The 20957-nt window shown below is 65.9% G+C and carries 23 protein-coding genes; 8 read left to right on the top strand and 15 right to left on the bottom strand.

Annotated features, from left to right (window positions below):
• Positions 1-10 precede the first annotated feature (10 nt).
• Genes lpdA through KF730_RS04680 form a run of 4 tightly spaced genes read right to left on the bottom strand, consistent with a single transcriptional unit; the run spans position 11 to position 3318 of the window.
• Positions 11-1411, bottom strand: coding sequence for a dihydrolipoyl dehydrogenase (gene lpdA, locus KF730_RS04695; protein WP_294092580.1), 1401 nt, complete (start codon positions 1409-1411; stop codon positions 11-13).
• A 13-nt stretch (positions 1412-1424) separates the two neighbouring features.
• A complete protein-coding gene (locus KF730_RS04690; protein ID WP_294092579.1) occupies positions 1425-1808 on the bottom strand; it encodes an acyl-CoA thioesterase in 384 nt (127 codons plus the stop codon).
• Positions 1801-2019 (bottom strand): hypothetical protein, encoded by a 219-nt coding sequence (locus tag KF730_RS04685; RefSeq protein WP_294092578.1) that lies wholly within the window; start codon positions 2017-2019, stop codon positions 1801-1803. The genes KF730_RS04690 and KF730_RS04685 overlap by 8 nt, the downstream gene beginning before the upstream one ends.
• Positions 2020-2034: 15 nt before the next feature.
• Complete coding sequence (locus tag KF730_RS04680) at positions 2035-3318, bottom strand: pyruvate dehydrogenase complex dihydrolipoamide acetyltransferase (protein WP_294092577.1); 1284 nt, start codon at positions 3316-3318, stop codon at positions 2035-2037.
• Positions 3319-3447: 129 nt separating this feature from the next.
• Between KF730_RS04680 and KF730_RS04675 the strand changes: the two genes are divergently transcribed.
• Entirely contained in the window at positions 3448-3903 is a 456-nt protein-coding gene (locus KF730_RS04675) for a universal stress protein (RefSeq protein ID WP_294092576.1), read from the top strand.
• A 19-nt stretch (positions 3904-3922) separates the two neighbouring features.
• Here KF730_RS04675 and KF730_RS04670 read toward each other — a convergent pair whose 3' ends face one another.
• The 3 genes from KF730_RS04670 to KF730_RS04660 all read right to left on the bottom strand — a co-directional run bounded on the left by KF730_RS04670 (position 3923) and on the right by KF730_RS04660 (position 6337).
• Positions 3923-4909: an RcnB family protein gene (locus KF730_RS04670; RefSeq protein WP_294092575.1), complete on the bottom strand. Its 987-nt coding sequence runs from the start codon at positions 4907-4909 to the stop codon at positions 3923-3925.
• Between the two features lie 127 nt (positions 4910-5036).
• Positions 5037-5525, bottom strand: a complete 489-nt coding sequence (locus tag KF730_RS04665; RefSeq protein WP_294095709.1) for a GAF domain-containing protein — start codon at positions 5523-5525, stop codon at positions 5037-5039.
• 41 nt (positions 5526-5566) lie between these two features.
• The gene (locus KF730_RS04660; protein WP_294092574.1) at positions 5567-6337 is read right to left on the bottom strand and encodes a DUF2306 domain-containing protein; all 771 of its coding nucleotides are present in this window, start codon (positions 6335-6337) and stop codon (positions 5567-5569) included.
• A 63-nt stretch (positions 6338-6400) separates the two neighbouring features.
• Between KF730_RS04660 and KF730_RS04655 the strand changes: the two genes are divergently transcribed.
• Entirely contained in the window at positions 6401-7459 is a 1059-nt protein-coding gene (locus tag KF730_RS04655; protein ID WP_294092573.1) for an AraC family transcriptional regulator, read from the top strand.
• Here the strand turns inward: KF730_RS04655 and arfB are convergent.
• From arfB to KF730_RS04625, 6 genes are all read right to left on the bottom strand, one after another.
• On the bottom strand, positions 7456-7857 hold the full coding sequence (gene arfB / locus KF730_RS04650; RefSeq protein WP_294092572.1) for an alternative ribosome rescue aminoacyl-tRNA hydrolase ArfB: 402 nt from the start codon (positions 7855-7857) through the stop codon (positions 7456-7458). The genes KF730_RS04655 and arfB overlap by 4 nt on opposite strands.
• Positions 7850-8500: an RNA pseudouridine synthase gene (locus KF730_RS04645; protein WP_294092571.1), complete on the bottom strand. Its 651-nt coding sequence runs from the start codon at positions 8498-8500 to the stop codon at positions 7850-7852. Before KF730_RS04645 ends, arfB begins: the two co-directional genes overlap by 8 nt.
• Positions 8501-8537: 37 nt before the next feature.
• Positions 8538-9323 carry a mannan-binding lectin gene (locus KF730_RS04640; protein WP_294092570.1) on the bottom strand — a complete coding sequence of 262 codons (786 nt, stop codon included), beginning with the start codon at positions 9321-9323 and terminating at the stop codon, positions 8538-8540.
• 149 nt (positions 9324-9472) lie between these two features.
• Positions 9473-9841: a mannan-binding lectin gene (locus tag KF730_RS04635; protein ID WP_294092569.1), complete on the bottom strand. Its 369-nt coding sequence runs from the start codon at positions 9839-9841 to the stop codon at positions 9473-9475.
• A gap of 447 nt (positions 9842-10288) precedes the next feature.
• On the bottom strand, positions 10289-10891 hold the full coding sequence (wrbA, locus tag KF730_RS04630; protein WP_294092568.1) for an NAD(P)H:quinone oxidoreductase: 603 nt from the start codon (positions 10889-10891) through the stop codon (positions 10289-10291).
• A 67-nt stretch (positions 10892-10958) separates the two neighbouring features.
• Complete coding sequence (locus KF730_RS04625) at positions 10959-11702, bottom strand: pirin-like bicupin family protein (protein ID WP_294092567.1); 744 nt, start codon at positions 11700-11702, stop codon at positions 10959-10961.
• Positions 11703-11787: 85 nt separating this feature from the next.
• Here KF730_RS04625 and KF730_RS04620 point away from each other — a divergent pair, with 85 nt between their 5' ends.
• From KF730_RS04620 to KF730_RS04605, 4 genes are all read left to right on the top strand, one after another.
• Positions 11788-12699, top strand: a complete 912-nt coding sequence (locus KF730_RS04620) for a LysR family transcriptional regulator (protein WP_294092566.1) — start codon at positions 11788-11790, stop codon at positions 12697-12699.
• Between the two features lie 198 nt (positions 12700-12897).
• Positions 12898-13605 carry a response regulator transcription factor CtrA gene (ctrA, locus tag KF730_RS04615; RefSeq protein ID WP_294092565.1) on the top strand — a complete coding sequence of 236 codons (708 nt, stop codon included), beginning with the start codon at positions 12898-12900 and terminating at the stop codon, positions 13603-13605.
• A 135-nt stretch (positions 13606-13740) separates the two neighbouring features.
• On the top strand, positions 13741-13884 hold the full coding sequence (locus tag KF730_RS04610) for a hypothetical protein (protein ID WP_294092564.1): 144 nt from the start codon (positions 13741-13743) through the stop codon (positions 13882-13884).
• 3 nt (positions 13885-13887) lie between these two features.
• Positions 13888-15042 carry a cytochrome c peroxidase gene (locus KF730_RS04605; protein ID WP_294092563.1) on the top strand — a complete coding sequence of 385 codons (1155 nt, stop codon included), beginning with the start codon at positions 13888-13890 and terminating at the stop codon, positions 15040-15042.
• A 12-nt stretch (positions 15043-15054) separates the two neighbouring features.
• Here KF730_RS04605 and KF730_RS04600 read toward each other — a convergent pair whose 3' ends face one another.
• Both KF730_RS04600 and KF730_RS04595 read right to left on the bottom strand, forming a co-directional pair.
• Positions 15055-16686, bottom strand: coding sequence for a hypothetical protein (locus KF730_RS04600; protein ID WP_294092562.1), 1632 nt, complete (start codon positions 16684-16686; stop codon positions 15055-15057).
• A gap of 138 nt (positions 16687-16824) precedes the next feature.
• Positions 16825-18477, bottom strand: coding sequence for an amidohydrolase family protein (locus KF730_RS04595; RefSeq protein WP_294092561.1), 1653 nt, complete (start codon positions 18475-18477; stop codon positions 16825-16827).
• Positions 18478-18534: 57 nt separating this feature from the next.
• Between KF730_RS04595 and KF730_RS04590 the strand changes: the two genes are divergently transcribed.
• Entirely contained in the window at positions 18535-19779 is a 1245-nt protein-coding gene (locus tag KF730_RS04590) for a threonine ammonia-lyase (RefSeq protein ID WP_294092560.1), read from the top strand.
• Positions 19780-20112: 333 nt separating this feature from the next.
• Positions 20113-20898: an arginyltransferase gene (locus tag KF730_RS04585; RefSeq protein WP_294092559.1), complete on the top strand. Its 786-nt coding sequence runs from the start codon at positions 20113-20115 to the stop codon at positions 20896-20898.
• Positions 20899-20957: the final 59 nt, after the last annotated feature.

Raw genomic sequence — 20957 nt, 5'->3', positions numbered from 1 at the left:
GGCGCTCTCCTCAGATATGCAGTGCCTTCCCATAAGCCCCGAGCACGCTCTCGTGCATCATCTCGGAGAGCGTCGGGTGGGGGAACACCGTTTCCATCAGTTCTGCCTCGGTGGTCTCGAGCGTCTTGCCGATGGTGTAGCCCTGGATCAGCTCGGTCACTTCGGCGCCGATCATGTGCGCGCCGAGCAGCTCGCCGGTCTTGCCGTCGAACACCGTCTTGATGAAGCCTTCCGCTTCGCCCAGCGCGATCGCCTTGCCGTTGCCGATGAAGGGGAAGCTGCCGACCTTGACCTCGTAACCAGCCTCCTTGGCCTTGGCTTCGGTCAATCCGACGCTGGCGATCTGCGGGTGGCAATAGGTGCAGCCCGGGATGTTGCGCGGATCCATCGCATGCGGATGGTTGCCGGCAATCGCCTCGACCGCGATGACGCCTTCATGGCTGGCCTTGTGCGCGAGCCAGGGCGGCGCGATGATGTCGCCGATGGCGTAGAGGCCATCGACATTGGTCTTGCAGTCCGGACCGGTCTCGAGGAAGCCGCGGTCATTGACCTTCACGCCCAGTTCCTTGAGCCCGAGATCCTCGGTATTGGGCAGGATGCCGATCGCGACGATCACATGGCTGAACTCGGTGGTCTCGGCCTTGCCATCCTTGCCGGAGATGCTGGCCTTCACGCCCGACGCGCCGGCTTCGATCTTGTCGATCTTCGCGCTCGTCTTGATCTTCATGCCCTGCTTGGTCAGCGACTTTTCGAGGAAGGCGGAGACATCGGCATCCTCGACGGGGACGATCCGGTCCATCATCTCGACAACGGTCACGTCCGCGCCCATGTCGTTATAAAAGGACGCGAACTCGATCCCGATCGCGCCCGATCCGATCACCAGCAGCTTGCCCGGCATCTCGGCCGGAGTCATCGCATGGCGATAGGTCCAGACGCGCTTGCCGTCGGCGGGCAGATTGGGCAGGTCGCGGGCGCGGGCGCCGGTGGCGAGGATGATGTTCTTGGCGGTCAGCTCGTTCGCCTTGCCGTCCTTGTCGGTGACGCTCAGCTTGCCTTTGCCGGTGAGCTTGCCGGTGCCCATGTGGACCGTGATCTTGTTCTTCTTCATCAGGTGCGTGACGCCCTGATTGAGCTGCTTGGCGACGCCGCGCGAGCGCTTGACGACCGCCTCCAGGTCCGCGCTGATCTTTTCGGCGGCGAGCCCGTAGTCCTTGGCGTGCTGCATGTAATGGAAGATCTCGGCCGAGCGCAGCAGCGCCTTGGTCGGGATACAGCCCCAGTTGAGGCAGATGCCGCCGAGATTCTCGCGCTCGACGATCGCGGTCTTCATGCCGAGCTGCGCCGCGCGGATCGCCGCGACATAGCCGCCCGGCCCGGAGCCGAGGACGATGAGATCGTAGGTTTCAGCCACGGACATTTCCTTCTTACGCCGCCTCTACGGGACGGGGTTTCCTGTTTTCATCGATCGCGACGAAGGTGAAGCTCGCCTCGGTCACCTTTTGCACATCCTCACCATTGCGGTCGCGGCGCCAGGCCTCGACAGCGATCAGCATCGAGGAGCGGCCGACCCTGACGATATGGGCATAGACCGAAACCTCATCGCCGACATGGACGGGCGCGTGGAATTGCATGCCGTCCATCGCGATGGTGACCGCGCGCCCCTTCGACTTGCGCGAGGCGACGAGACCCGCCGCCAGATCCATCTGTCCGATCAGCCAGCCGCCGAAAATGTCGCCATAGGCGTTGGCATCGGCCGGCATCGCGCTGACGCGGATCGCGGGCTGGGTTTCCGGGCGGCCATCAGCCATCGGCGGGCGCACCGTCGAACCCGGCTTTGTCCTTGGCATAAGCACGGCGCATCGGCCCGATGCCCATCCCCACCACCGCCGCCATCGCGACATAGGTGACCAACCAGATATCCTGCCTGGCGAGCGGGTACGACCAGGACGCCAGCGCCGCGATCAGCAGCGCCGCGAGCAGCCCGACGACGATGTGCAGCACTTCGATCAGGACGCGCATGCCCGGCTCCGTCTATCAGGCGATCATGCCCATCGGGGCTTCGACCAGCTCCTTGAAGACCTTCATCAGCTCGGCGCCGTCGGCGCCGTCGATCGCGCGGTGATCGAAGCTGCCGGTCGCCGACATCACCGTCGCCACGCCCAGCGCATCGTCGATGATATAGGGGCGCTTCTCGCCCGCGCCGATCGCCATAATCATGCCCTGCGGCGGATTGATCACCGCTTCGAACTGCTTGATGCCGAACATGCCCATGTTCGAAAGCGACGCAGTGCCGCCCTGATATTCCTCGGGCTTCAGCTTGCCTTCCTTGGCGCGGCCGGCGAGATCCTTCATCTGCGTCGAGATCGAGGAGACGCTGACCCCCGCCGCGTCGCGGATGATCGGCGTGATCAGCCCGGTGGGGGTCGAGACAGCGACCGACACATCGGCGCGGCTGTACTTGATCAGCTTGTCGCCGGTGTAGGTGACATTGCACTTGGGCGTCTGGATCAGCGCGACGCCGAGCGCCTTGATCAGCAGGTCGTTGACCGACAGCTTCACGCCCCGCCCTTCGAGCGCCTTGTTGAGGTCCGAGCGCAGCTTGAGCAGCGCATCGAGGCGGATATCGACGGTGAGGTAGATATGTGGGACGGTCTGCTTCGATTCGGTGAGGCGGCGCGCGATCGTCTTGCGGATGTTTGAGAGCTTCTCTTCTTCGTGCGGGATCGACTCATCGTACCAGACGGCCTTGGCTTCGGCGGGTGCCGCAGCGGCGGCGGGTGCGCCTGCCGGCGCTTCGGCCTTGGCGGCAGGGGCCGCGCCGGGCTTGGCGCCCTCAAGGTCGGCCTTGACGATGCGGCCGTTCGGGCCCGAGCCGGTCACGCTGGAGAGGTCGAGGCCCTTTTCGGCGGCGAGTCGCCTGGCGAGCGGGCTCGCCTTGATGCGGTCGCCTTCGGCCCTGGCCGCGGGCGCGGCGGCGGGCCTGGGAGCCTCGGCCTTGGGCGCTTCCTCGACCTTGGCGGCGGGCGCGGGCGTGGCTTCGGCCTTGGCGGGGGCCGGTGCGGGCGTCGCTTCGCCATCCTCACCCGCCATCACCGCGATGACGGTGCCGACCTTCACATTGTCAGTGCCTTCGGCGACGGTGATCTTGCCGATCACGCCTTCGTCGACGGCTTCGAATTCCATCGTCGCCTTGTCGGTCTCGATCTCGGCAAGCAGGTCGCCGGACTTCACCGTATCGCCTTCCTTGACCAGCCACTTCGCAAGTGTGCCCTCCTCCATCGTGGGAGAAAGGGCCGGCATCTTGATTTCGATTCCCATTGGGCTTCCCGTCGTTACGCGCCTGGATCAAGGTTGCGCCCTCTTTGCGCCGCCCCGCCGCAGGGTCAAGGCCGCTTGCGCCAAAGGCAATCGCACGGCACCTAAAAGCGCCGGGAGAGGAATTTATCCATGCGCACCTATCTGGTGGTGATCGACGAGAGCCCCGAAGCCGAGATCGCGCTGCGTTTCGCGGCTCGGCGCGCGGTCAAAACCGGCGGCAATGTCGAGATTCTGGCATTGATCCCGCCGCAGGAATTCGTCGCCTGGGGCGGGGTGATGGCGACGATCGAGGAAGAAGCGCGCCAGCGCGCCGAGGCGCTGGTCGCGCGCGCCGCCGGCACCTTGCTCACCGAATCGGGGATCACGCCCTCGATCACGCTGCGCGACGGCGATGGGCCGGCAGTGGTCCGCGAGATGATATCGGCCAATCGCGAGATCGCGGCCTTAGTGATCGGGGCGGCCGCCAGCGGCCCGCCGGGGCCGCTGGTCTCGCATTTCTCGGGTGCAGATGCCGGCGCGCTGAGCGTGCCAGTGATGATCATCCCCGGCTCGCTCGATGTCGAGGCGATCGATCGCCTAAGCTGATGCGTCTGTTAAAAACGCGCTAGCGGCAGCGGCACTGGCAGCAGACGGTGCGCGGCTTGGCGCGGTGGCGGACCGGCGCACGGCGGACCACGCGGCGCGGCGCGGCGCGGACATAGCTGGTGGTCACCACCGATTCCTCGATGATATCTTCCTCGACGACCGTTGTTGTGGTCGTGGTCGGGATGATCGTGATCGTCGAATAGCTCGTGGTGCCGGGCGCGCCGTAATAATAGCCGCCCTGCTGATAGCCCGCGCCGTAGCTGGCGGTACCGCCATTGCCATAGCCATACTGCGCCGCCGGCGGCGCGTACGCCACCGGCGGAGCATACCCCCCCGGGTATTGCTGCTGCGCGTAATAGGCATTGGGATCGACCGGCTGGATCGCCGCGCCGCTGCTCGAATAGCTGTAGCTGCTCGAGTTCGAATGGCTGCCATAGGAGGACGCACCGGCGCCCGCCCAGGCGATACCGCCGACCGAATCCCACACGTCGCCGCGATCATCGATCAGCACGGCATCGTCATAATAGCGGATCCAGCGATAGCCGCGCGGCGGAGCGGCAAGGCCGTAGCTCAGATAATCGGGGATGCCGAACGAGCCGTTCAGCCAATATTGCGGCATAGGGTGCCCACGACCGAGGCGGCGATAGGCGCCCCAGCCGCCTGGTGCCTGCACACCGCCATACCATTGGCCCTGAATCTCATAGCCCCAACGGCTCGGGTCGTTCTGCCGGGCGATGTTGTGGCTCGGCGGCAGCGCCATCCAGCGGCCATTCTGCCATATGCGCGGGCCCGCCGTCGGCACCTGTGCCTGCGCCTGTGGAAGCTGCTGCTGCACGAAGGGCGGCGGGGCGCCATATTGCGGGCCGGGCTGGCCGTAAACGGCACCGCCGGGCGCGGGGATCGGGGCCGATTGATAGACCGGGCCTGGCGCATAGACCTGGGCCGCAGCCGGCGCCGCGGCGCCAAGCGCCGCCGCCGAAATGGCTGCCATCATCAGGATACGCATCGCAAAAACTCCTTCGCCCCTAAGCGCGTTTGGGCCGAGCAGCCCCGCTCTCATGGTTGACGAAAGATTACCGCGTCCGCTCCGCGACAGCGATTCCGATTGCTGGTTAACGCAGTCCCGATCCGGGTCAGGCAGGAACGATCCGCGGCGCCAATATCCGCACCAGCGCTTCGCACCCCGCGGCGTCCCCGGCATCGAAGCGTCGGGGCAAGGGGCTGTCGAGATCCAGCACGCCAAGCAATTCGCCCTGATGGACGATCGGCACGACCAGCTCGGAGCGGCTCGCCGCGTCGCAGGCGATGTGTCCGGGGAAAGCGTACACATCCTCGACCAGCTGCGTTTCCAGCGTCGCCGCCGCCGCGCCGCACACGCCCTTGCCGAACGGGATGCGGATGCACGCCGCCTTGCCCTGAAACGGCCCGAGCACCAGTTCACCGCCGACATTGCGGTAGAACCCCGCCCAGTTGAGATCGGGCAGATATTGCCAGATCAGCGCCGAGACATTGGCCATGTTGGCGATGGCGTCGGGCTCATCGGCGGTCAGCGAATCGAGCGCGGCGGCGAGATCGCGGTAGAGCTCGGATCCGGATGCGGCGGTAACGGTGAAATCGAACATGGCACCCATGTAGCGATCCGCGCGCCCGAGCGGGAGGGGTCTCATCCGCCAAAGCGTGGCAGCCACATGCCCATCACCGCGCCGACGATCCCGACCCCCATCGCCAGCGTGACCAGGAAGAGCAGCAAAGCCGTTCCCCATCCGGCGCGCGGCCGCAGATAGAGCTCGAGGATCGCCAGCGGCAGCAGATAGCAGCCAAAGGCCCAGACGCGGACGAACGGCCCGTCGAAATCCGAACCGATACCGACCGGCCCCTGATTGACGAGGATCCACAGCATCAGCCCGACGCGGAAGCACCATACGCCATTGACCAGAAGGAACGCGCGCAGCGCCCAGCGCCGATGCTCGGCAAACCTCTTGCCCCGCGCGTGGCGCCACGCGATCCACGCGGCCGCGACGATCAGCACGCCGTTGATCGTGATGCCGATCCGCATCGCATCGCCGCCCGCCGTGCCGCGCGTCCACACCATGAACGCGCCGCCGACGCTCATCACCAGCGCGGTAAGCAGATAGATGCGCCCGTTCCAGCGATGGAATGCCGGCACGCGAGCGCGGATCGCGGGAATCAATTGCAGCGGGCCGCCCAGCGTGATCGTCACCGCCAGCAACAGATGCGCGCCCAGGATCAGATTGCCGATAAGTCCGCCGGGAATGAAGCCGCCGACCAGCACCTCGTTCCACTTCGCGTAATTGCCGGCCGCCGCCGCGCGCCCGTAAAAGGCGATGACGTAGAGAGCGAAGGCCGCCTGCCCCGCCAGCGCCACCGCGAACCACAAGCGCGCCGACCACGCCAACGCCTTCACACCGTTCATGCTTGCCACCACTCCTCCACCCTGTTCAGGTGGCGGGAATACCGCGCCCGGATTCTGGGGAACATGACCGCAAAGACCAACAAACATGATCGTGCGGGCCAATTCGCGGCACCGACCGTGTCGGGCGGCTATACGCGGCATTTGATGCAGTTCGCGCTGGCGCACGGCGCGAACGCGGCGGCCCTCGAGGCGCGCTCCGGCGTGGCGGCGGCGGACCTGACGGATTCCGATGCGCGCATACCGCTTGCCAATTATGTCGCGCTGATGCGCGCCGCCAAGATGCTGTGCGATATGCCCGCGCTGGCGCTGCATCTCGGCGCGGCCAATGATTTCCGCGAATTCTCGATTGTAGGGCTGATCTGCTATGCCTCGCCGACGATGGACGCGGCGCTGACCGAGCTCAACCGCTACGGCCGGCTCGTCGCGGAAGTCGATGTGCCCGCGGCCGGCCCGCGCTTCCGGATCGTGCCACAAGGCAACGGCTTGCTGCTGGAGGATATGCGCCGCGATCCCAACGAATTTCCAGAGATGACCGAGGCGACCTGGGCGCGCTTCATCGGCGAGACCCGCCGCCACTTCCCCGATGCGCCGTTCGCGCTGTCGGTCCAGGTCACTCATGCCGCGCCCGAGCATCGCGACGCCTATCGGGAAGTGCTCGACGTACCGGTCACCTTCGGTGCCGCCCGCAATGCCATCGAGATCGATCCGAGCTGGCTCGGCATCGAGCTGCATAACCCCAGCGTCTACGCCTTCGGCGTCCTCAGCGCCCATGCCGACCAGCTGATGCGTAGCCTTGAGGACGCGCGGACGATGCGCGGGCGGATAGAGGCGATGCTGATCCCGATGCTCCATCGCGGCGAGATCACGATGGAGGCGATCGCGCGGCAGGCGGGGATGAGCCGCCAATCGCTCTATCGCCGCCTGAAAGGCGAAGGGATCGGCTTCGAGGCCCTGCTCGACGATCTGCGCCGCCGGATGGCGATCCATTATCTCGAAGGCGGACGAACCTCCGTCAACGAGACCGGCTATCTGGTCGGCTTTTCCGATCCCAGCGCCTTTTCACGCGCGTTCAAGCGCTGGACCGGCAAAAGCCCGCGCCACTGGCGCGAGCAGCCGGTTTAGTCGAGGCTGACCCTGCCCCGCCCGGCCTTGACCGCACTACGCCCCTTCTTCTCGTCCACCCGCCGCGCCTTGGCGGCCTTGCTTGGTTTGGTCTTCACCCGCCGCGCCTGACGCTCCATCGCCTTGTCGAGCAACTCACCCACCCGCGCCCGCGCATCGGCACGGTTGGCCTCCTGGGTGCGGAACTTGCGCGCGGTGATCACCAGCTCGCCAGCGGCGGTCATCCTGGTGCCGGCCAGCGTCTTCAATTGCTGATAGGCATAGATTGGCAGCCCCAGCGCGAAGACGTTGACGCGCAGTTGCACCGCGGTTGCGACCTTGTTGACGTTCTGGCCGCCGGGTCCCGAGGCGGCGAGGAACTTCTCCTCGACGATCGCCTCTTCCGGCCATTCAGCCACGGCCGAAGCCGATATTATGGAAGCGCAAGGGGAGCGGCGCCTCGGCCTTCACATCCGGCTTGCCTTCGCGCGGCACGATCAGCTCGGCGGCGTGGAGCATCACCGCCGGGCCACCCGCGCCGTAAACCGGGTCACCGAGGATCGGCAGGCCCAGCCCCTCGGCGGCGTGGACGCGCAATTGGTGCGTTCGTCCGGTCTTCGGGAAGAAGGCGACCATCGCCTTGCCCTTGACCCGCTCGATCACTTCCCAGCGGGTGAAGGCCGGCTTGCCTGTCGGATCGCCGGTCATCCGCCAGCCCTCCTCTTCCGAGGAAATCTTGATCAGCGGCAGATCGATCTCGCCGCTATCGCCCTCCGGCTCGCCATCGAGCACCGCGACATAGCGCTTGGTCACCAGCCCCTGCTCGAACGCCTGCCCGAAACGCTTGTGCGCCTTGGGGTTGCGCGCGAGCAGCAGGCAACCGCTGGTATCACGGTCGAGCCGGTGGACAGGCAGCGGCAGCCGCTGAAAGCCGAAGGTCAGCTCGCCGAGCATGTCCTCCAGGCTGCGCGAGCGATCGCGCGGGCGATCGACGGGCAGCCCGGCGGGCTTGTCGATCACCAGCGCTTCGCCATCGATGAAGAGAACGCGATCCTTGAACATCCGCCGCCCATGCCATCACGGGCGGCGGAGCGCCAGCTTAGCGGAAGCGGATCTCGCAGACCGACATCCGGCCCTGAACCGTGGTTCGCCACTGACCGGTCCATTCGCCGCGCATCTCGCGCGCCTTGTTGCGGCACTTGGTCTCGGCGTCGCGCTGGTTCCAGATCGGTCCGACCTCGATATTGCGAATATTGTCGCGGCCCCAGCCGCCGCCGCGCCCGGTCTCGATCTCGCACACCGACATGCGGCCCGGCACGGTGGTGCGCCACTGGCCATTCCACTCGCCGCGAAGCTCACGAGCCTTGTCACGGCATTTGCGCTCGGCGTCGCGCTGGTTCCAGATCGGCCCGACTTCATAATCGCGGACATTGTCGCGACCCCAGCCACCGCCATTGTTGCCGCCGTTCCAGCCGCCATTGCCGCCACCGCCCCGCCGGCCGCGCCAGCCACGGCCGCGCTCACCGGCATCCATGTCGAGGATGCGGTAGAGCAATTGCGGCCCGCTGCGGGGAGAGAGACCGCCGATCTCGCGGGTGCGCAGATCGATCCACACGCGCACACCGCGCGCCGGATCGAAAAGTTCGATGCGATTGGCGTCGCGGCTGCGCTCCTCGAACTGGTTGATCAGCCGGCCATCGTCGCCGAATTCGATCCAGCGGCCGCTGTCGAGTTGTTCGAACGAACCGGGTCCGCTGTGAAACACGCGGGTGACGTTGCGCCCATCGACGCCGCGCTGAGCGGCCGGGGCTTCATGGCTATTGGCCAACGCCGCGGTGGCCGGGATGGCGAGGGCAATGGCGAGGGCGGAAATGCGTGCGATCATGGCTCGATCCTTTCAGACTCTGCGCGCCATAATGACGCCTTGGTTGCGGAGGCGCAACGAATGACAAAACGGCGGCCGGGACCCGAAGGTTCCAGCCGCCGCCCGAAAGCCGTCCATCCACCGCCGGCGCCGAAGCGCCCGCAGGGGCGTCAAGCCGTCGGGAAACGTCCCCCGCAAACCGACATCTTGCCGGGCACGGTCGTTTTCCACTGGCCGTTCCACACACCGCCGGCCTTCCTGGTGGCGGCGGGGCATTTGACGTTGGCGTCGGACTGGTTCCAGATCGGGCCGGCCTCGACATCGCGCGTGTAGAAAGTCACGCCGCAAACCGACATCTTTCCGGGCACGGTCGTTTTCCACTGCCCATTCCACTTGCCGCCGTAATCGCCCGCCACCTTCGGGCATTTGGCGTTGGCATCCGGCTGATTCCAGATCGGCCCGGCGTTCACATCGATGGTCTGGGGCTGGTTTTGCGCAAATGCGGGCGCCGTCACCAGCATCCCGGCGATTGCCGCCATGTAAAAAATGTTTGCTTTCATGAAACACCCCCTAAATAATGAGCATATGTCATGCATCCGCGAATTGCGGAAACGTTACGGTCGGTACACCACAAGAACCGTAACATTGGATATCTGGCTCACTAGGGTGCGCAATGGCGTATCGCCAAAGTCGACCAATCCCTCGACATTGCGCTCCACGAAGGCGGTATTTTAAACCATTATCGATCGTTCTGCCCGGCAGGATATCCATCAGTGCGGCGGCGCCTCTAGAAAGCGGCAATTTCACGGGCCAGCACGCAGCGCGGCACCGTCCCGCCGCTGGCATCAAAGAGGCCGACATCTTGCAGCTGCGGACGCGCGCTCGATGGCAGGCGCTTCCGGATTGTTTGCCCAACCATGGTAGCGGGATTTAAGGCTGACGGCGCGATCCCGGAGGTCGCGCCGCCAGTTCCGGGGCCCGCGCGATCAGGCGGAGAGCTTGGCCGCGATCTCCGCGATCCGGCGGCCCTGATAGCGCGCACCGTCCAGGTCGATCGGGCTCGGCTGGCGGCTGCCGTCGCCGCCCGCCACGGTGGTCGCGCCATAGGGGGCGCCGCCGACCACCTCGTCCACCGCCATCTGGCCCTGATGACCATAATCGAGGCCGACGATGGTGATGCCGAAATGGAGCAGGTTGGTGATGATGCTGAACAGCGTCGTCTCCTGTCCGCCATGCTGGGTTGCGGTCGAAGTGAAGGCACCGCCGACCTTGCCGTGCAGCGCGCCGCTCATCCACAGCCCGCCGGCCGTGTCCCAGAAGCTCGCCATCTGGCTCGCCATCCGACCGAACCGCGTCGGCGCGCCGACGATGATCGCGTCATAGTCCTTGAGCGCGTCAGGGCTCTCGATCACCGGGTGCGCGCTGTCCGCCTTGAAATGCGCGGCCGCGACGACTTCCGGCGGCGCGGTCTCGGGCACGCGGCGGATATCGACCTCCGCGCCGGCAGAGCGCGCGCCATCGGCAACGGCATCGGCCATCTGCTCCATATGACCGTAGGAAGAATAATAGAGAACGAGGACCTTGGACATTTGGGAATTCCTTGCAGATCGGGGGTGTCCGCCGCGCCCCAGGGAAAAGCGCGGCGGACGGGGGGTCTTAGTCGGCGTCGACGAGGACGATCTCGGCATCCTCGATCGCGGTGATCGTGTAGCTGCCGCCCGACAGCGCGACGCCGTCGCGGGCGTCGATCCGCTGGGCGCCGACTCCGGACTCCGATCCGGGATCGAGCTCGATCACGCCCACCGCGGGAACGAGATAGGCGTGCCGCCCCTCCCCCACTTCGTACGTGACACGCTCGCCGGCCTTCAGCGACGCGCCGAGCACGCGGGCGTCGGCACGGATCGGCAGGGCATCGTCATCGCCAGCAAAGCCGCTGGCGAGCGTGACGAACCTGCCGCCGCGATCGCCCTTCGGAAACGGCTTGGCGCCCCAGCTGGGTTGTCCGCCACGCTCGCGCGGCAGGATCCAGATCTGGAAGAGCGTCGTCGTCTCCGGCTCGAGGTTGTACTCGGCATGGCGAACGCCGGTCCCCGCGCTCATCACCTGAACGTCGCCCGCACCGGTGCGGCCCTTGTTGCCCATCGAATCCTGATGGGTGATCGCGCCGGTGCGGACATAGGTGATGATCTCCATGTCCTGATGCGGATGCGGCGGGAAACCGGAATTGGCGGCGATCTCGTCGTCGTTCCAAACCCGGATCGAGCCCCAACCCATGCGCCTGGGATCATGATAATTGGCGAAGCTGAAATGATGCCGCGCATTGAGCCAGCCGTGATCGGCATGGCCGAGGGTTTCAAAGGTGCGGCGATCAATCTTCGGTTTGGTCTGCGTGTCGATCATGGTGATGACCTTTCATTTCTTGAACCCCGAGATAGGAGGATGTATCAGCGCATAAATAGAAACATTGGAAACGGATTGTTTCGCGATGAAGCTGCCTGATTTCGAAGCATGGGCGGTGTTCGCCGCCGTCGTCGAGCATCGCTCGTTCAGTGCCGCCGCCGATGCGCTCAGCGTGTCCAAGGCGACCGTCTCAAAGGCGATCAGCCGGCTGGAAGCGCGGCTCGGCACCACCCTCTTCCACCGCACCTCGCGCCGCCTGACCCTCACCGACAGCGGCCGGGCGCTTGCCGATCACGCCCAGCGCATCCGCGCGGAGGGCGAAGCCGCCGAGGAAGCTGCATTCGAATCCGCCAGCGCACCCGCCGGGCTGGTGCGCATGGCGGCACCGCTGACCTTCGGGATCAAGCATCTTGGGCCGCTGCTGGCCGAGTTCCTTGGCGACCATCCCGGCATCCAGATCGACCTGCGCCTGTCCGACGCCCGCATCGATATCGTCGCCGAGGGCGTCGACGTCGCGATCCGGATTGCGGAGCTGCCGGATTCTTCGCTGCGCGCGCGCCGCTTGGGTGCGGTCACTGCCCATATCGTCGCCGCGCCCGCTTATTTCGACAAGCATGGCCGTCCGCGCCACCCCGCCGATCTCAGCGGCCACGCCTGCTTCACTTATGCCAACCTCGCCAACCCCGATGTCTGGCGCTTCCGCAGGGCGGGCGGCGAGGAAGCGTCGGTGCGCGTCCAGGGACCGCTGCGTACCGACAATGGCGAGGCGATGCTGCCGGCGTTGCGCGCCGGCCTCGGAGTCGCGGTATTGCCCGGCTTCATCGTCGATCAGGACATTGCCGCCGGCCGGCTCGAAGCCGTGCTTGCAGAATGGTCGGCGGGCGCGGCCGGGCTCCATCTGGTCACGCCGCCCGGCACGCTGCGCCCGGCGCGTGTCGAAACGCTGATCGCGTTTCTCTCAGATCGTCTCAGGCGATTGTGCGCCGATGCGCACTGACGGTACAGCAAACCCATTAAGTGACTCGACTCCGTAACGAATCCGAGTCCTCCAGTTACGTGGTTTCCCACGACTCGTGGATTTCTGCGGGTTAGGAAGAAATTAACCTTTTGCCTTCAGACAGCTTTAGGTTAATGAATCGCTCAGGACGACCCCGCCATGAGGGTGGAAAGCGTTCGGTGGGCAAGGGGAACTGGCATGCGCGTGCTGCTGATCGAGGACGAGCCGTCGACCGCCAAGGCGATCGAGCTGATGCTCACGACCGAAGGCTTCAACGTCTACACGACCGACCTGGGCGAAGAGGGTTTGGACCTCGCCAAGCTCTATGATTACGACATCATCCTGCTCGATCTGAACCTGCCCGACATGCACGGGTATGACGTTCTCAAGAAGGTTCGCGTCGCCCGCGTGCAGACGCCGGTGCTGATCCTCTCGGGCATCAACGAAATGGATTCCAAGGTGCGCAGCTTCGGCTTCGGCGCCGACGATTACGTCACCAAGCCGTTCCACCGCGAAGAGCTGGTAGCGCGCATTCACGCCGTGGTCCGCCGCTCGAAGGGGCATTCGCAGTCGGTCATCCGTACCGGCAAGCTGGCCGTGAACCTCGATGCCAAGACCGTCGAGGTCGATGGCGCCCGCGTGCACCTGACCGGCAAGGAATATGCGATGCTGGAGCTGCTTTCGCTCCGCAAGGGCACCACGCTCACCAAGGAAATGTTCCTCAACCACCTTTATGGCGGCATGGACGAGCCCGAACTCAAGATCATCGACGTCTTCATCTGCAAGCTGCGCAAGAAGCTGAGCATGGCGACCGAAGGCGAGAACTATATCGAGACCGTCTGGGGTCGCGGCTATGTGCTGCGTGAGCCGGAAGGTGGCGAGCAGGCGATCCCGGCGGTCGCCTGACCACGAAATACAGCGGGGGCTGAGGGCCGCGGTTCCGCAAGGGGCCGCGGCTCTTTTCGTTGGCGCGCGGTATCCCGCGCAAATAGTTGCTGGTTCGTCGTTCCGCTGAGCCGCCAAATGCGGCAAGCTCGGCAAATGAGACAGGCGATGCGGGTGATGGCGTTCACGAACAGGATCGAGACCCGGCCTTTCCATAAGGCCGCCACCCTTGCCGATTATATGTCGCCGGAAGAGCTCGCGACCCCGCGCAATGCCACACGCGGCATGGGCGTGGCCTGAACGATGCGCCGGGGAAACATGATCCTGGCTGCGGCGAGCGCCCTGACGCTGGCGCTGGCATCGTGCGGCGGCGGGAGCAAATCTCCGGTCACCCCGGCGGGCGTCGCCAGGCTGACCACCATCGATTTCGCCAATGTCGCCGATTATGCCAATCCCCGCCTGCCCGCCTATTTCGACGCGACGGTTAAGGCGCTGGACAACAGCCCGGCGACCAACGCCGTAAATAATCGCGTGGCGACGCTTGGGCGGGTGTTGTTCTACGATCTGCGGCTGAGCACCAACAATCACGCTTCGTGCGCGTCGTGCCATCAGCAGCGGTTCGGCTTCACCGATCCGATGCGCTTCAGCAACGGGATCAGCACCGCCGCGATCACCGATTTCCACGCGATGCGGCTCGGCAATCTCCGCTATTGGCAGCCCGGCACCACTTTCTGGGACCGGCGCGCCGCCAGCGTCGAGGCGCAGGCGAGCCATCCGCTCCACAGCCTGATCGAGTTGGGATGGGGCGGCCCCGCCGGCGGGCTCGACGCGCTGATGCGGAAGATGGCCGCGACCGAACTCTATCCCGATCTCTTCGCCTGGGCGTTCGGCAGCCCCGCGATCACCGAGCCGCGCATTCAGCAGGCGCTCGCCCAGTTCCTCCGCGCGATGATCTCAAGCTCAAGCCGCTGGGATCAGGGTTATGCGCGGGTCTTCTCCCCCACCGCACCGAACCGCGCGCTGGACAGGGATCTGCCGAACTTCACCGCGGCGGAGAATCGCGGGCGGCATTTGTTCATGACCAGCGCAGCCCAAGGCGGCGCGAATTGCTCCTCATGTCACCTGCCGCCGACATTCGCGCTGGCCGCGGATTCGGGGAGCAACGGTCTCGATGCCGGCGAGAAGCGCCTGTTCAAGGCGCCATCGCTGCGCAGCGTCGGCCTGACCGGCCCGTATATGCACGACGGCCGCTTCCAGACGCTGGCGGAGGTGGTCGAATTCTACGATCATGGCGTGCAGGACGGTCCGGCGCTCGACCATCGCCTGCGCGAGGGTCGCGCGCCGCGGCGGCTGAACCTCAGCGCGGCGGACAAGGCCGCGCTGGTCGCCTTCCTGATGACGCTGAACGACGACGCGCTGATCAAGGATCCGCGCTTCAGCGATCCGTTCCGCCGCTGACGGCGGCGGCAATCAGGCGCGGATCGAGTAGAGGGTGCCGTTGCTGATCGCGTAGACCGCGCCATCGGCGCCAACCAGCGTCGGCGTATAGGCCTGACCCAGGCCGGTGTTGAGTCGCACGCTCTGCGACAGCGTGTTCGTGGCCATATCCCAGCGATACAGCACGCCATCCTCGTTATTGGCGAGGATCGAGCGGCGCAGCGGATCGGCGGCCATGGTGTTGATGCACCATTCGCGACGCGAATTGGCGGTGGTGCCGTCGAGCGTTGGCCCGACGATCGTCAGCACTTCACGCATCACCTGCACGGCCGGCACGATCGGGTCGGCCTGGCTTCCGCGCGGATCGACGATGGCGAGCCGGTTGAGCCCGTCACCGGTGCCGACGCCGGCGTAATTGTTATATTTCTGCGCGAGCAGATAGGTCGATGTGCCAGTATAGGATGGCACCATCGAGGCGGGGATGACGCTGGGCGACACGTCCCATCCGAAGCTGCCCGGAACGCCGACCGGATTGAGCAGGGCATCGAACTGGAGCAGCCAGCCGCGCGCATTGTGCGTCGGAAAGGTCGTCTCCAGCACGCCGTAGAACACGCGGCCATCTGGGCCGACCACCGGCGAGGCGGTGCCGTCGTCGCTCAGGCGGGCTCGGCCGCCGGTGTTGGGATCGTTGAGCGGGGCGGCGGCACGGGTCGCCAGCGTGGTGCTGTTGAGCGCGAGCAGGAAGCCGTTCTGCGTTGCGGTGGTCGAGCCCCGGTTGACCGCGATATAGACCGTGGCGCCATCGGGCGAGAGCGCGGGCGCGCAATTCATCACCGGCTTGACGACGGTGGGGTCGCCGGCGGCGGTAGCGACGCTGACCCAGGTTCCCGTGCCGTCGGGCGCGACGCGGGCGATGCCGCTGACCAGTCCGGCCGGATTCGTGCCGGTCACCACAAAACCGAAGAAGATGTTACCTGCGGCATCGGCGGTGAGCGGGGTGTTGATGAACACGGTGGCATCGAACGCCGCGGCATTGGCGTTGTACGTCGCCGCTCCGTAGAAGACGTGCGTAACGAAGGTGCCTGCGGCGGCGTCCGCATCGGCACGCATCAGCAGCTTGCCGCCGCTGCCCGGCGCATAGAGGCGGCCCTGCGGCGTGAGCAGCACATTATAGGGCGGCAGCCAGTTGCGCGGCGGCATCACATAATCGGTGGCGGTCTGCCAGATGACCGCGCCGGTCGCGCCGTTGCGGCCTTCGACGCGGAAGCCGCCGGTGGCGGTGGTCTTCACCGGGATGACGATGGTGTTGTTGGTGGTGACGACCGGTGAGCCGTAATGGGTGAGCAGCGCGCCGGACGGCGTGTATTGCGGCGCCAAGTCCACCGCCGACGACCAGCTGATGCGGCCGAGATCCTGCGACGCGATCGCGCTCACGCCGGTGTGTTGCGCATCGCGACCGTAGCTGAACCATGCCGGCCCCGTGGTGGGGGTGGGCGTCGCAGTCGGCGTAGGGGTCGGCGTCGGCGTGGGCGCCGGCCCGCCACCGCCAGTGCTACCACCGCTGCTGCACGCGGCGAGCATCGCGGTCGAGGACAGCATCGCGAGCGTGCTGCGGCGCGTGTACAGAGAAGACGAAGGCGAAGCGGATACTCGACGGTCGTTCATAGCCACCAGCATAACCTTTCGCGCGATGAAGTGCACCACATCTCGCGCCCGGCATGGCAGGCCGCAAGATTCTTGCGCCGTCACGCCCGCCAGATGCCACGAATGGCCCGGCTGCCGGGCGGAATCGCCGGCGAAACGCTATTTCCTGCGCCAGGCCCGCTGGGCGTTGACCCAGGTCTCCAACACCTGCGTCGCGCGCAGATCGGTGGGTGAGGCGAGCAGCGGGTCGCGGTCGAGGATCAGGAAGTCGGCCTTCATGCCGGGGCCGAGGCGGCCGATCATGGTCTCGGCGAATCCGGCATAGGCCGCGCCCGTCGTGAAACCCGCCCAACCCTGTTCACGAGTCACCGCCTCTTCGGGGCGCCAGCCGCCATAGGGCTGCGCCTGCGCGTCCATCCGCGTGAAGCTCGCCGCCCAGCCCGCCCAGGGATCGGGGCTCTCGACCGGGAAATCGGAGCCGAACGCCAGCTTCGCGCCGTTCTGCAGCATCGTCCGCCAGGCATAGGCGCCCTTGAGCCGGTCCGGGCCCAGCCGCGCCTCGGCCATCGTCCGGTCGCTGGTCTGGTGGACAGGCTGCATCGAGGCGATCGTTCCGAACTTGCCAAAGCGCGGAAGGTCTTTCGGATCGACGATCTGGGCGTGTTCGATGCGCCAGCGGCGGTCGCCCTTATAGGTGTCGGAGAGGATTTCGATGGCGTCCAGAACCTGCTGGTTGGCACGGTCGCCGATGGCGTGGACGGCGATCTGGAAATTGTCCATCGCCCCGCGGATCATCATATTGAGCAGTTGATCGTCGGAGAGGAAGCCCAACCCCTTCTGCCCCGGCGCATCGGCATAATCCGCCTTGAGCCAGGCGCCGCGGCTGCCCAGCGCGCCATCGGCATAGAGCTTGATCCCGCCCATTCGCAGCCGATCGCCGTAGAGCCACGGCGTCGGCTCCTGCCCGGCCACGGCGAGCGCCGTCTCGACGCCGCTGCCATAGGACATGATCCGCATCTTGAGCAGGCCGAGATCGCCCATCCGGCGATAGGTCAGCCAATCCTGGACCGTGGTGCCCATATCCGCCGAGGCGGTGATGCCAAGCGACAGCAATCGCTCCTGCGCGGCGAGGAAGGCGGCGTTGCGCTCGCGCGGGGTCGGCTGCGGAATCGCCTTGGTCAGCAGGTTCATCGCGCCATCGACCAGAACGCCAGACGGCGCCCCCTTGGCATCGCGCTCGATGCGGCCGCCACTCGGATCCGTGGTCGGGGCGCCGATCCCGGCCAGCTCGATCGCGCGGCTGTTAGCCCAGCCGGCATGGCCATCGACGCGTTCGAGCCAGACCGGACGATCGGCGACGGCGCTGTCGAGTTCGGCGGCGGTCGGGAAGCGGCCGAGGCGCCATTTCTCTTGATTCCAGCCGCCGCCGAGGATCCATTTGTTGGGATTGGCCGCGGCATAGTCGCGGATCTTGCCGAGCGCCTCTTCCAGCGACGTGGTCGCCGAAAGGTCGAGCCGGAGCAGTTGATCGCCAAGCCCCATGACGTGCCCGTGCCCGTCGATCATTCCCGGCACGAGCGTCTTGCCGGCCATGTCGATCTTCCATTCGGGCTTTTTGGGGCGCTTGTCCCCGCGCTTCAACAGCGCGCTGACCTTGCCGTCGCGCGCGAACAGGATGCCGGTGAAGCGGACGACCTCGCCCTTTTCGTCGAGAGTGATGCCGTTGACATTGTCGATCAGCCCATCGGCATGCGCCATCGGAGCGAGGAACAGAGCGAAGGCTGCGATCAGGCGCGAGATCAGCTTGGTCATGCCCAAGCGATAGGAGGTGTTTCCCCGTTGCGCCAGATGGTCTAGGCCGCCGTCATCATGGCGACCAAGACAATCAGCGCAGACGCGCAGCTTCCCGTATCCATCGACGATGTCCGCGCGGCCTATGACCGGATCGGCAGCTCGATCGTGCGGACGCCGACGCTGGTCAGCAAGACGCTGTCGGACCTGACCGGCGCGACCGTCTATCTGAAATTCGAGAACCTTCAGTTCACCGCCGCCTATAAGGAGCGCGGCGCGCTCAACACGCTGCTCCAGCTCGACGAGGCGGCGCGCGCCAAGGGCGTGATCGCGGCATCGGCGGGCAATCACGCGCAGGGCCTCGCCTATCACGCCACCCGGCTCGGCATCCCCAGCACGATCGTGATGCCGAAGAACACGCCAACGGTGAAGGTGATGCAGACCGAGGGGCATGGCGCCAACGTCATCCTGTTCGGTGAGACCTTCGACGCCGCCTATGCCCATTCGCGCGAGCTGGAGGCGGAACAGGGCTTCACCTTCGTCCATCCGTTCGACGATCCGCGGATCATCGCCGGCCAGGGCACGGTTGGGCTCGAAATGCTCACCGACGTGCCGGCGATCGACACGCTGGTGATCCCGATCGGCGGCGGCGGATTGATCTCGGGCTGCGCGACGGTCGCCAAGTCCGAAGGCCGCGCCATCGAAGTGATCGGCGTACAGGCTGAGCTCTACCCCTCGATGTACAATCGCGTGCATCACACCGAGATGCCATGCGGCGGCGACACGCTGGCCGAGGGCATCGCGGTCAAGGAGCCGGGCGGAATCACCGCGCGGATGGTCGAAGCACTGGTCGACGATATCGTGCTGGTCAGCGAACGCCGGCTGGAGGAGTCGGTGAGCCTGCTGCTCCAGATCGAGAAGACGGTGGTCGAGGGCGCCGGCGCCGCCGGCCTCGCCGCCTTGCTCAGCGAGCCGCAGCGCTTCAAGGGCAAGACCGTCGGCATCGTCCTGTGCGGCGGCAATATCGATCCGCGGCTGCTCGCCTATGTGCTGCTGCGCGACCTCGCCCGTTCGGGACGGATGGCGCGGCTGCGCATCCGCCTGCAGGACCGGCCGGGTGCGCTCTACAAGGTCGCGCAGATTTTCGAGCAGCTTTCGGTCAACATCCTTGAGCTCTCGCACCAGCGCATCTTCACCAACCTGCCGGCCAAGGGCCTGAGCCTCGACGTCGAATGCGAGACCCGCGACCGCGAGCATCTCGACCGGCTGATGACGGCGCTGCGCCGCGCCGACTATGAAGTGAACCTGGTCGAACTCGCCTGAAAATCGCTGTGGCCCCGGCGCCACAGCCTTTCATATTCGCAATCGGACCAAGCGAATCGGGCGTGCGACGGACCGAGTCCGTGGCCGATTCACATCGCCCGCGAATGGCGATACGATCCCGCAACAAGCCGCCTTTCTCGCGGCGAGAAAGTTAACAACGCCGGTTCGCGTACCGCCGCGAAACGGCGCAAAAGCTTGTTTTCCGTGATCTTCCGCACTGCTTAATTGTTAACCTTCTTTCATGGTAAAGCGGCTTTTCATCACCCGCGACCCGCTTCATAGTCCCGCCAACGGCCGATTCAGGGCGGCCGATAAAGAAGGGGCAAACAAGCGGTGACCGCACTCTCCCGTTTTCCGAGATTCTTCGTCACCAGCCCGTCGCCGTGCCCCTATCTGCCGGGCAAGCAGGAGCGGAAGATCTTCACCGAATTGTCGGGAGCCCATGCCGGCGAGCTCAACGACGCGCTCGGCAGGATCGGTTTCCGCCGCAGCCAGTCGGTCGCGTACCGCCCGAGCTGCGCGGGCTGCACCGCCTGCGTCTCGGTTCGCGTCGTCGCCGAGCAGTTCGTGCCCAATGCCACCCAGCGCAAGCTGATCAGGCGCCACGCCGATCTCGAGATCACCGCGTGCAAGCCATGGGCGACCGAGGAGCAGTTCGCGCTGCTCCAGCGCTACCTCGCCAAGCGCCACCCGGGCGGCGGCATGGCGGCGATGGACGAGAATGATTATGCCGACATGGTCGAGCAATCGCCGGTCAGCTCCTATGTGATCGAATATCGCGAGCCTTCGGTGGATGGCGAGCCCGGCAAGCTGGTCGGTGCGTGCATCACCGATCAGCAGGCCGATGGTCTGTCGATGATCTACAGCTTCTTCGATGCCGACGAGGATGCCCGGCCGGGCCTGGGCAATTACATCATCATGGAACACATCATGCGCAGCCGCGCCGCCGGGCTGCCCTATGTCTATCTCGGCTATTGGGTGAAGGGCAGCGAGCGGATGGCGTACAAGACGCGCTATCGCCCGATCGAAGTGCTCGGGCCGACCGGCTGGTCGCTGCTCGAGGACGAGGATCAGGCCTTCGCGATGCCGCTGCCGGCGCGGGTTACCGAAGCGGCCTGACCAGATCCGGAAGCGCGAATGGTCCCAAAGGTCGCACTGACCATGGGGGTTCTCCGCTC

Source organism: Sphingomonas sp. (assembly GCF_019635515.1).
Classification (GTDB): domain Bacteria; phylum Pseudomonadota; class Alphaproteobacteria; order Sphingomonadales; family Sphingomonadaceae; genus Sphingomonas.
This window is presented reverse-complemented; position numbering and strand designations above follow the sequence as displayed.

What these genes read in the sequence shown, in the direction of transcription:
- KF730_RS04645 (WP_294092571.1), bottom strand. Translation starts at nt 8,500, where the DNA reads ATGTTCAAGGATCGCGTTCTCTTCATCGATGGCGAAGCGCTGGTGATC.
- KF730_RS04590 (WP_294092560.1), top strand. Translation starts at nt 18,535, where the DNA reads ATGGCGACCAAGACAATCAGCGCAGACGCGCAGCTTCCCGTATCCATC.
- KF730_RS04620 (WP_294092566.1), top strand. Translation starts at nt 11,788, where the DNA reads ATGAAGCTGCCTGATTTCGAAGCATGGGCGGTGTTCGCCGCCGTCGTC.
- KF730_RS04595 (WP_294092561.1), bottom strand. Translation starts at nt 18,477, where the DNA reads ATGACCAAGCTGATCTCGCGCCTGATCGCAGCCTTCGCTCTGTTCCTC.
- KF730_RS04605 (WP_294092563.1), top strand. Translation starts at nt 13,888, where the DNA reads ATGCGCCGGGGAAACATGATCCTGGCTGCGGCGAGCGCCCTGACGCTG.
- KF730_RS04680 (WP_294092577.1), bottom strand. Translation starts at nt 3,318, where the DNA reads ATGGGAATCGAAATCAAGATGCCGGCCCTTTCTCCCACGATGGAGGAG.
- KF730_RS04670 (WP_294092575.1), bottom strand. Translation starts at nt 4,909, where the DNA reads ATGCGTATCCTGATGATGGCAGCCATTTCGGCGGCGGCGCTTGGCGCC.
- ctrA (WP_294092565.1), top strand. Translation starts at nt 12,898, where the DNA reads ATGCGCGTGCTGCTGATCGAGGACGAGCCGTCGACCGCCAAGGCGATC.
- KF730_RS04685 (WP_294092578.1), bottom strand. Translation starts at nt 2,019, where the DNA reads ATGCGCGTCCTGATCGAAGTGCTGCACATCGTCGTCGGGCTGCTCGCG.
- KF730_RS04660 (WP_294092574.1), bottom strand. Translation starts at nt 6,337, where the DNA reads ATGAACGGTGTGAAGGCGTTGGCGTGGTCGGCGCGCTTGTGGTTCGCG.
- KF730_RS04625 (WP_294092567.1), bottom strand. Translation starts at nt 11,702, where the DNA reads ATGATCGACACGCAGACCAAACCGAAGATTGATCGCCGCACCTTTGAA.
- wrbA (WP_294092568.1), bottom strand. Translation starts at nt 10,891, where the DNA reads ATGTCCAAGGTCCTCGTTCTCTATTATTCTTCCTACGGTCATATGGAG.
- KF730_RS04640 (WP_294092570.1), bottom strand. Translation starts at nt 9,323, where the DNA reads ATGATCGCACGCATTTCCGCCCTCGCCATTGCCCTCGCCATCCCGGCC.
- KF730_RS04610 (WP_294092564.1), top strand. Translation starts at nt 13,741, where the DNA reads ATGAGACAGGCGATGCGGGTGATGGCGTTCACGAACAGGATCGAGACC.
- KF730_RS04655 (WP_294092573.1), top strand. Translation starts at nt 6,401, where the DNA reads ATGACCGCAAAGACCAACAAACATGATCGTGCGGGCCAATTCGCGGCA.
- KF730_RS04665 (WP_294095709.1), bottom strand. Translation starts at nt 5,525, where the DNA reads ATGTTCGATTTCACCGTTACCGCCGCATCCGGATCCGAGCTCTACCGC.
- KF730_RS04675 (WP_294092576.1), top strand. Translation starts at nt 3,448, where the DNA reads ATGCGCACCTATCTGGTGGTGATCGACGAGAGCCCCGAAGCCGAGATC.
- KF730_RS04635 (WP_294092569.1), bottom strand. Translation starts at nt 9,841, where the DNA reads ATGGCGGCAATCGCCGGGATGCTGGTGACGGCGCCCGCATTTGCGCAA.
- KF730_RS04600 (WP_294092562.1), bottom strand. Translation starts at nt 16,686, where the DNA reads ATGAACGACCGTCGAGTATCCGCTTCGCCTTCGTCTTCTCTGTACACG.
- KF730_RS04690 (WP_294092579.1), bottom strand. Translation starts at nt 1,808, where the DNA reads ATGGCTGATGGCCGCCCGGAAACCCAGCCCGCGATCCGCGTCAGCGCG.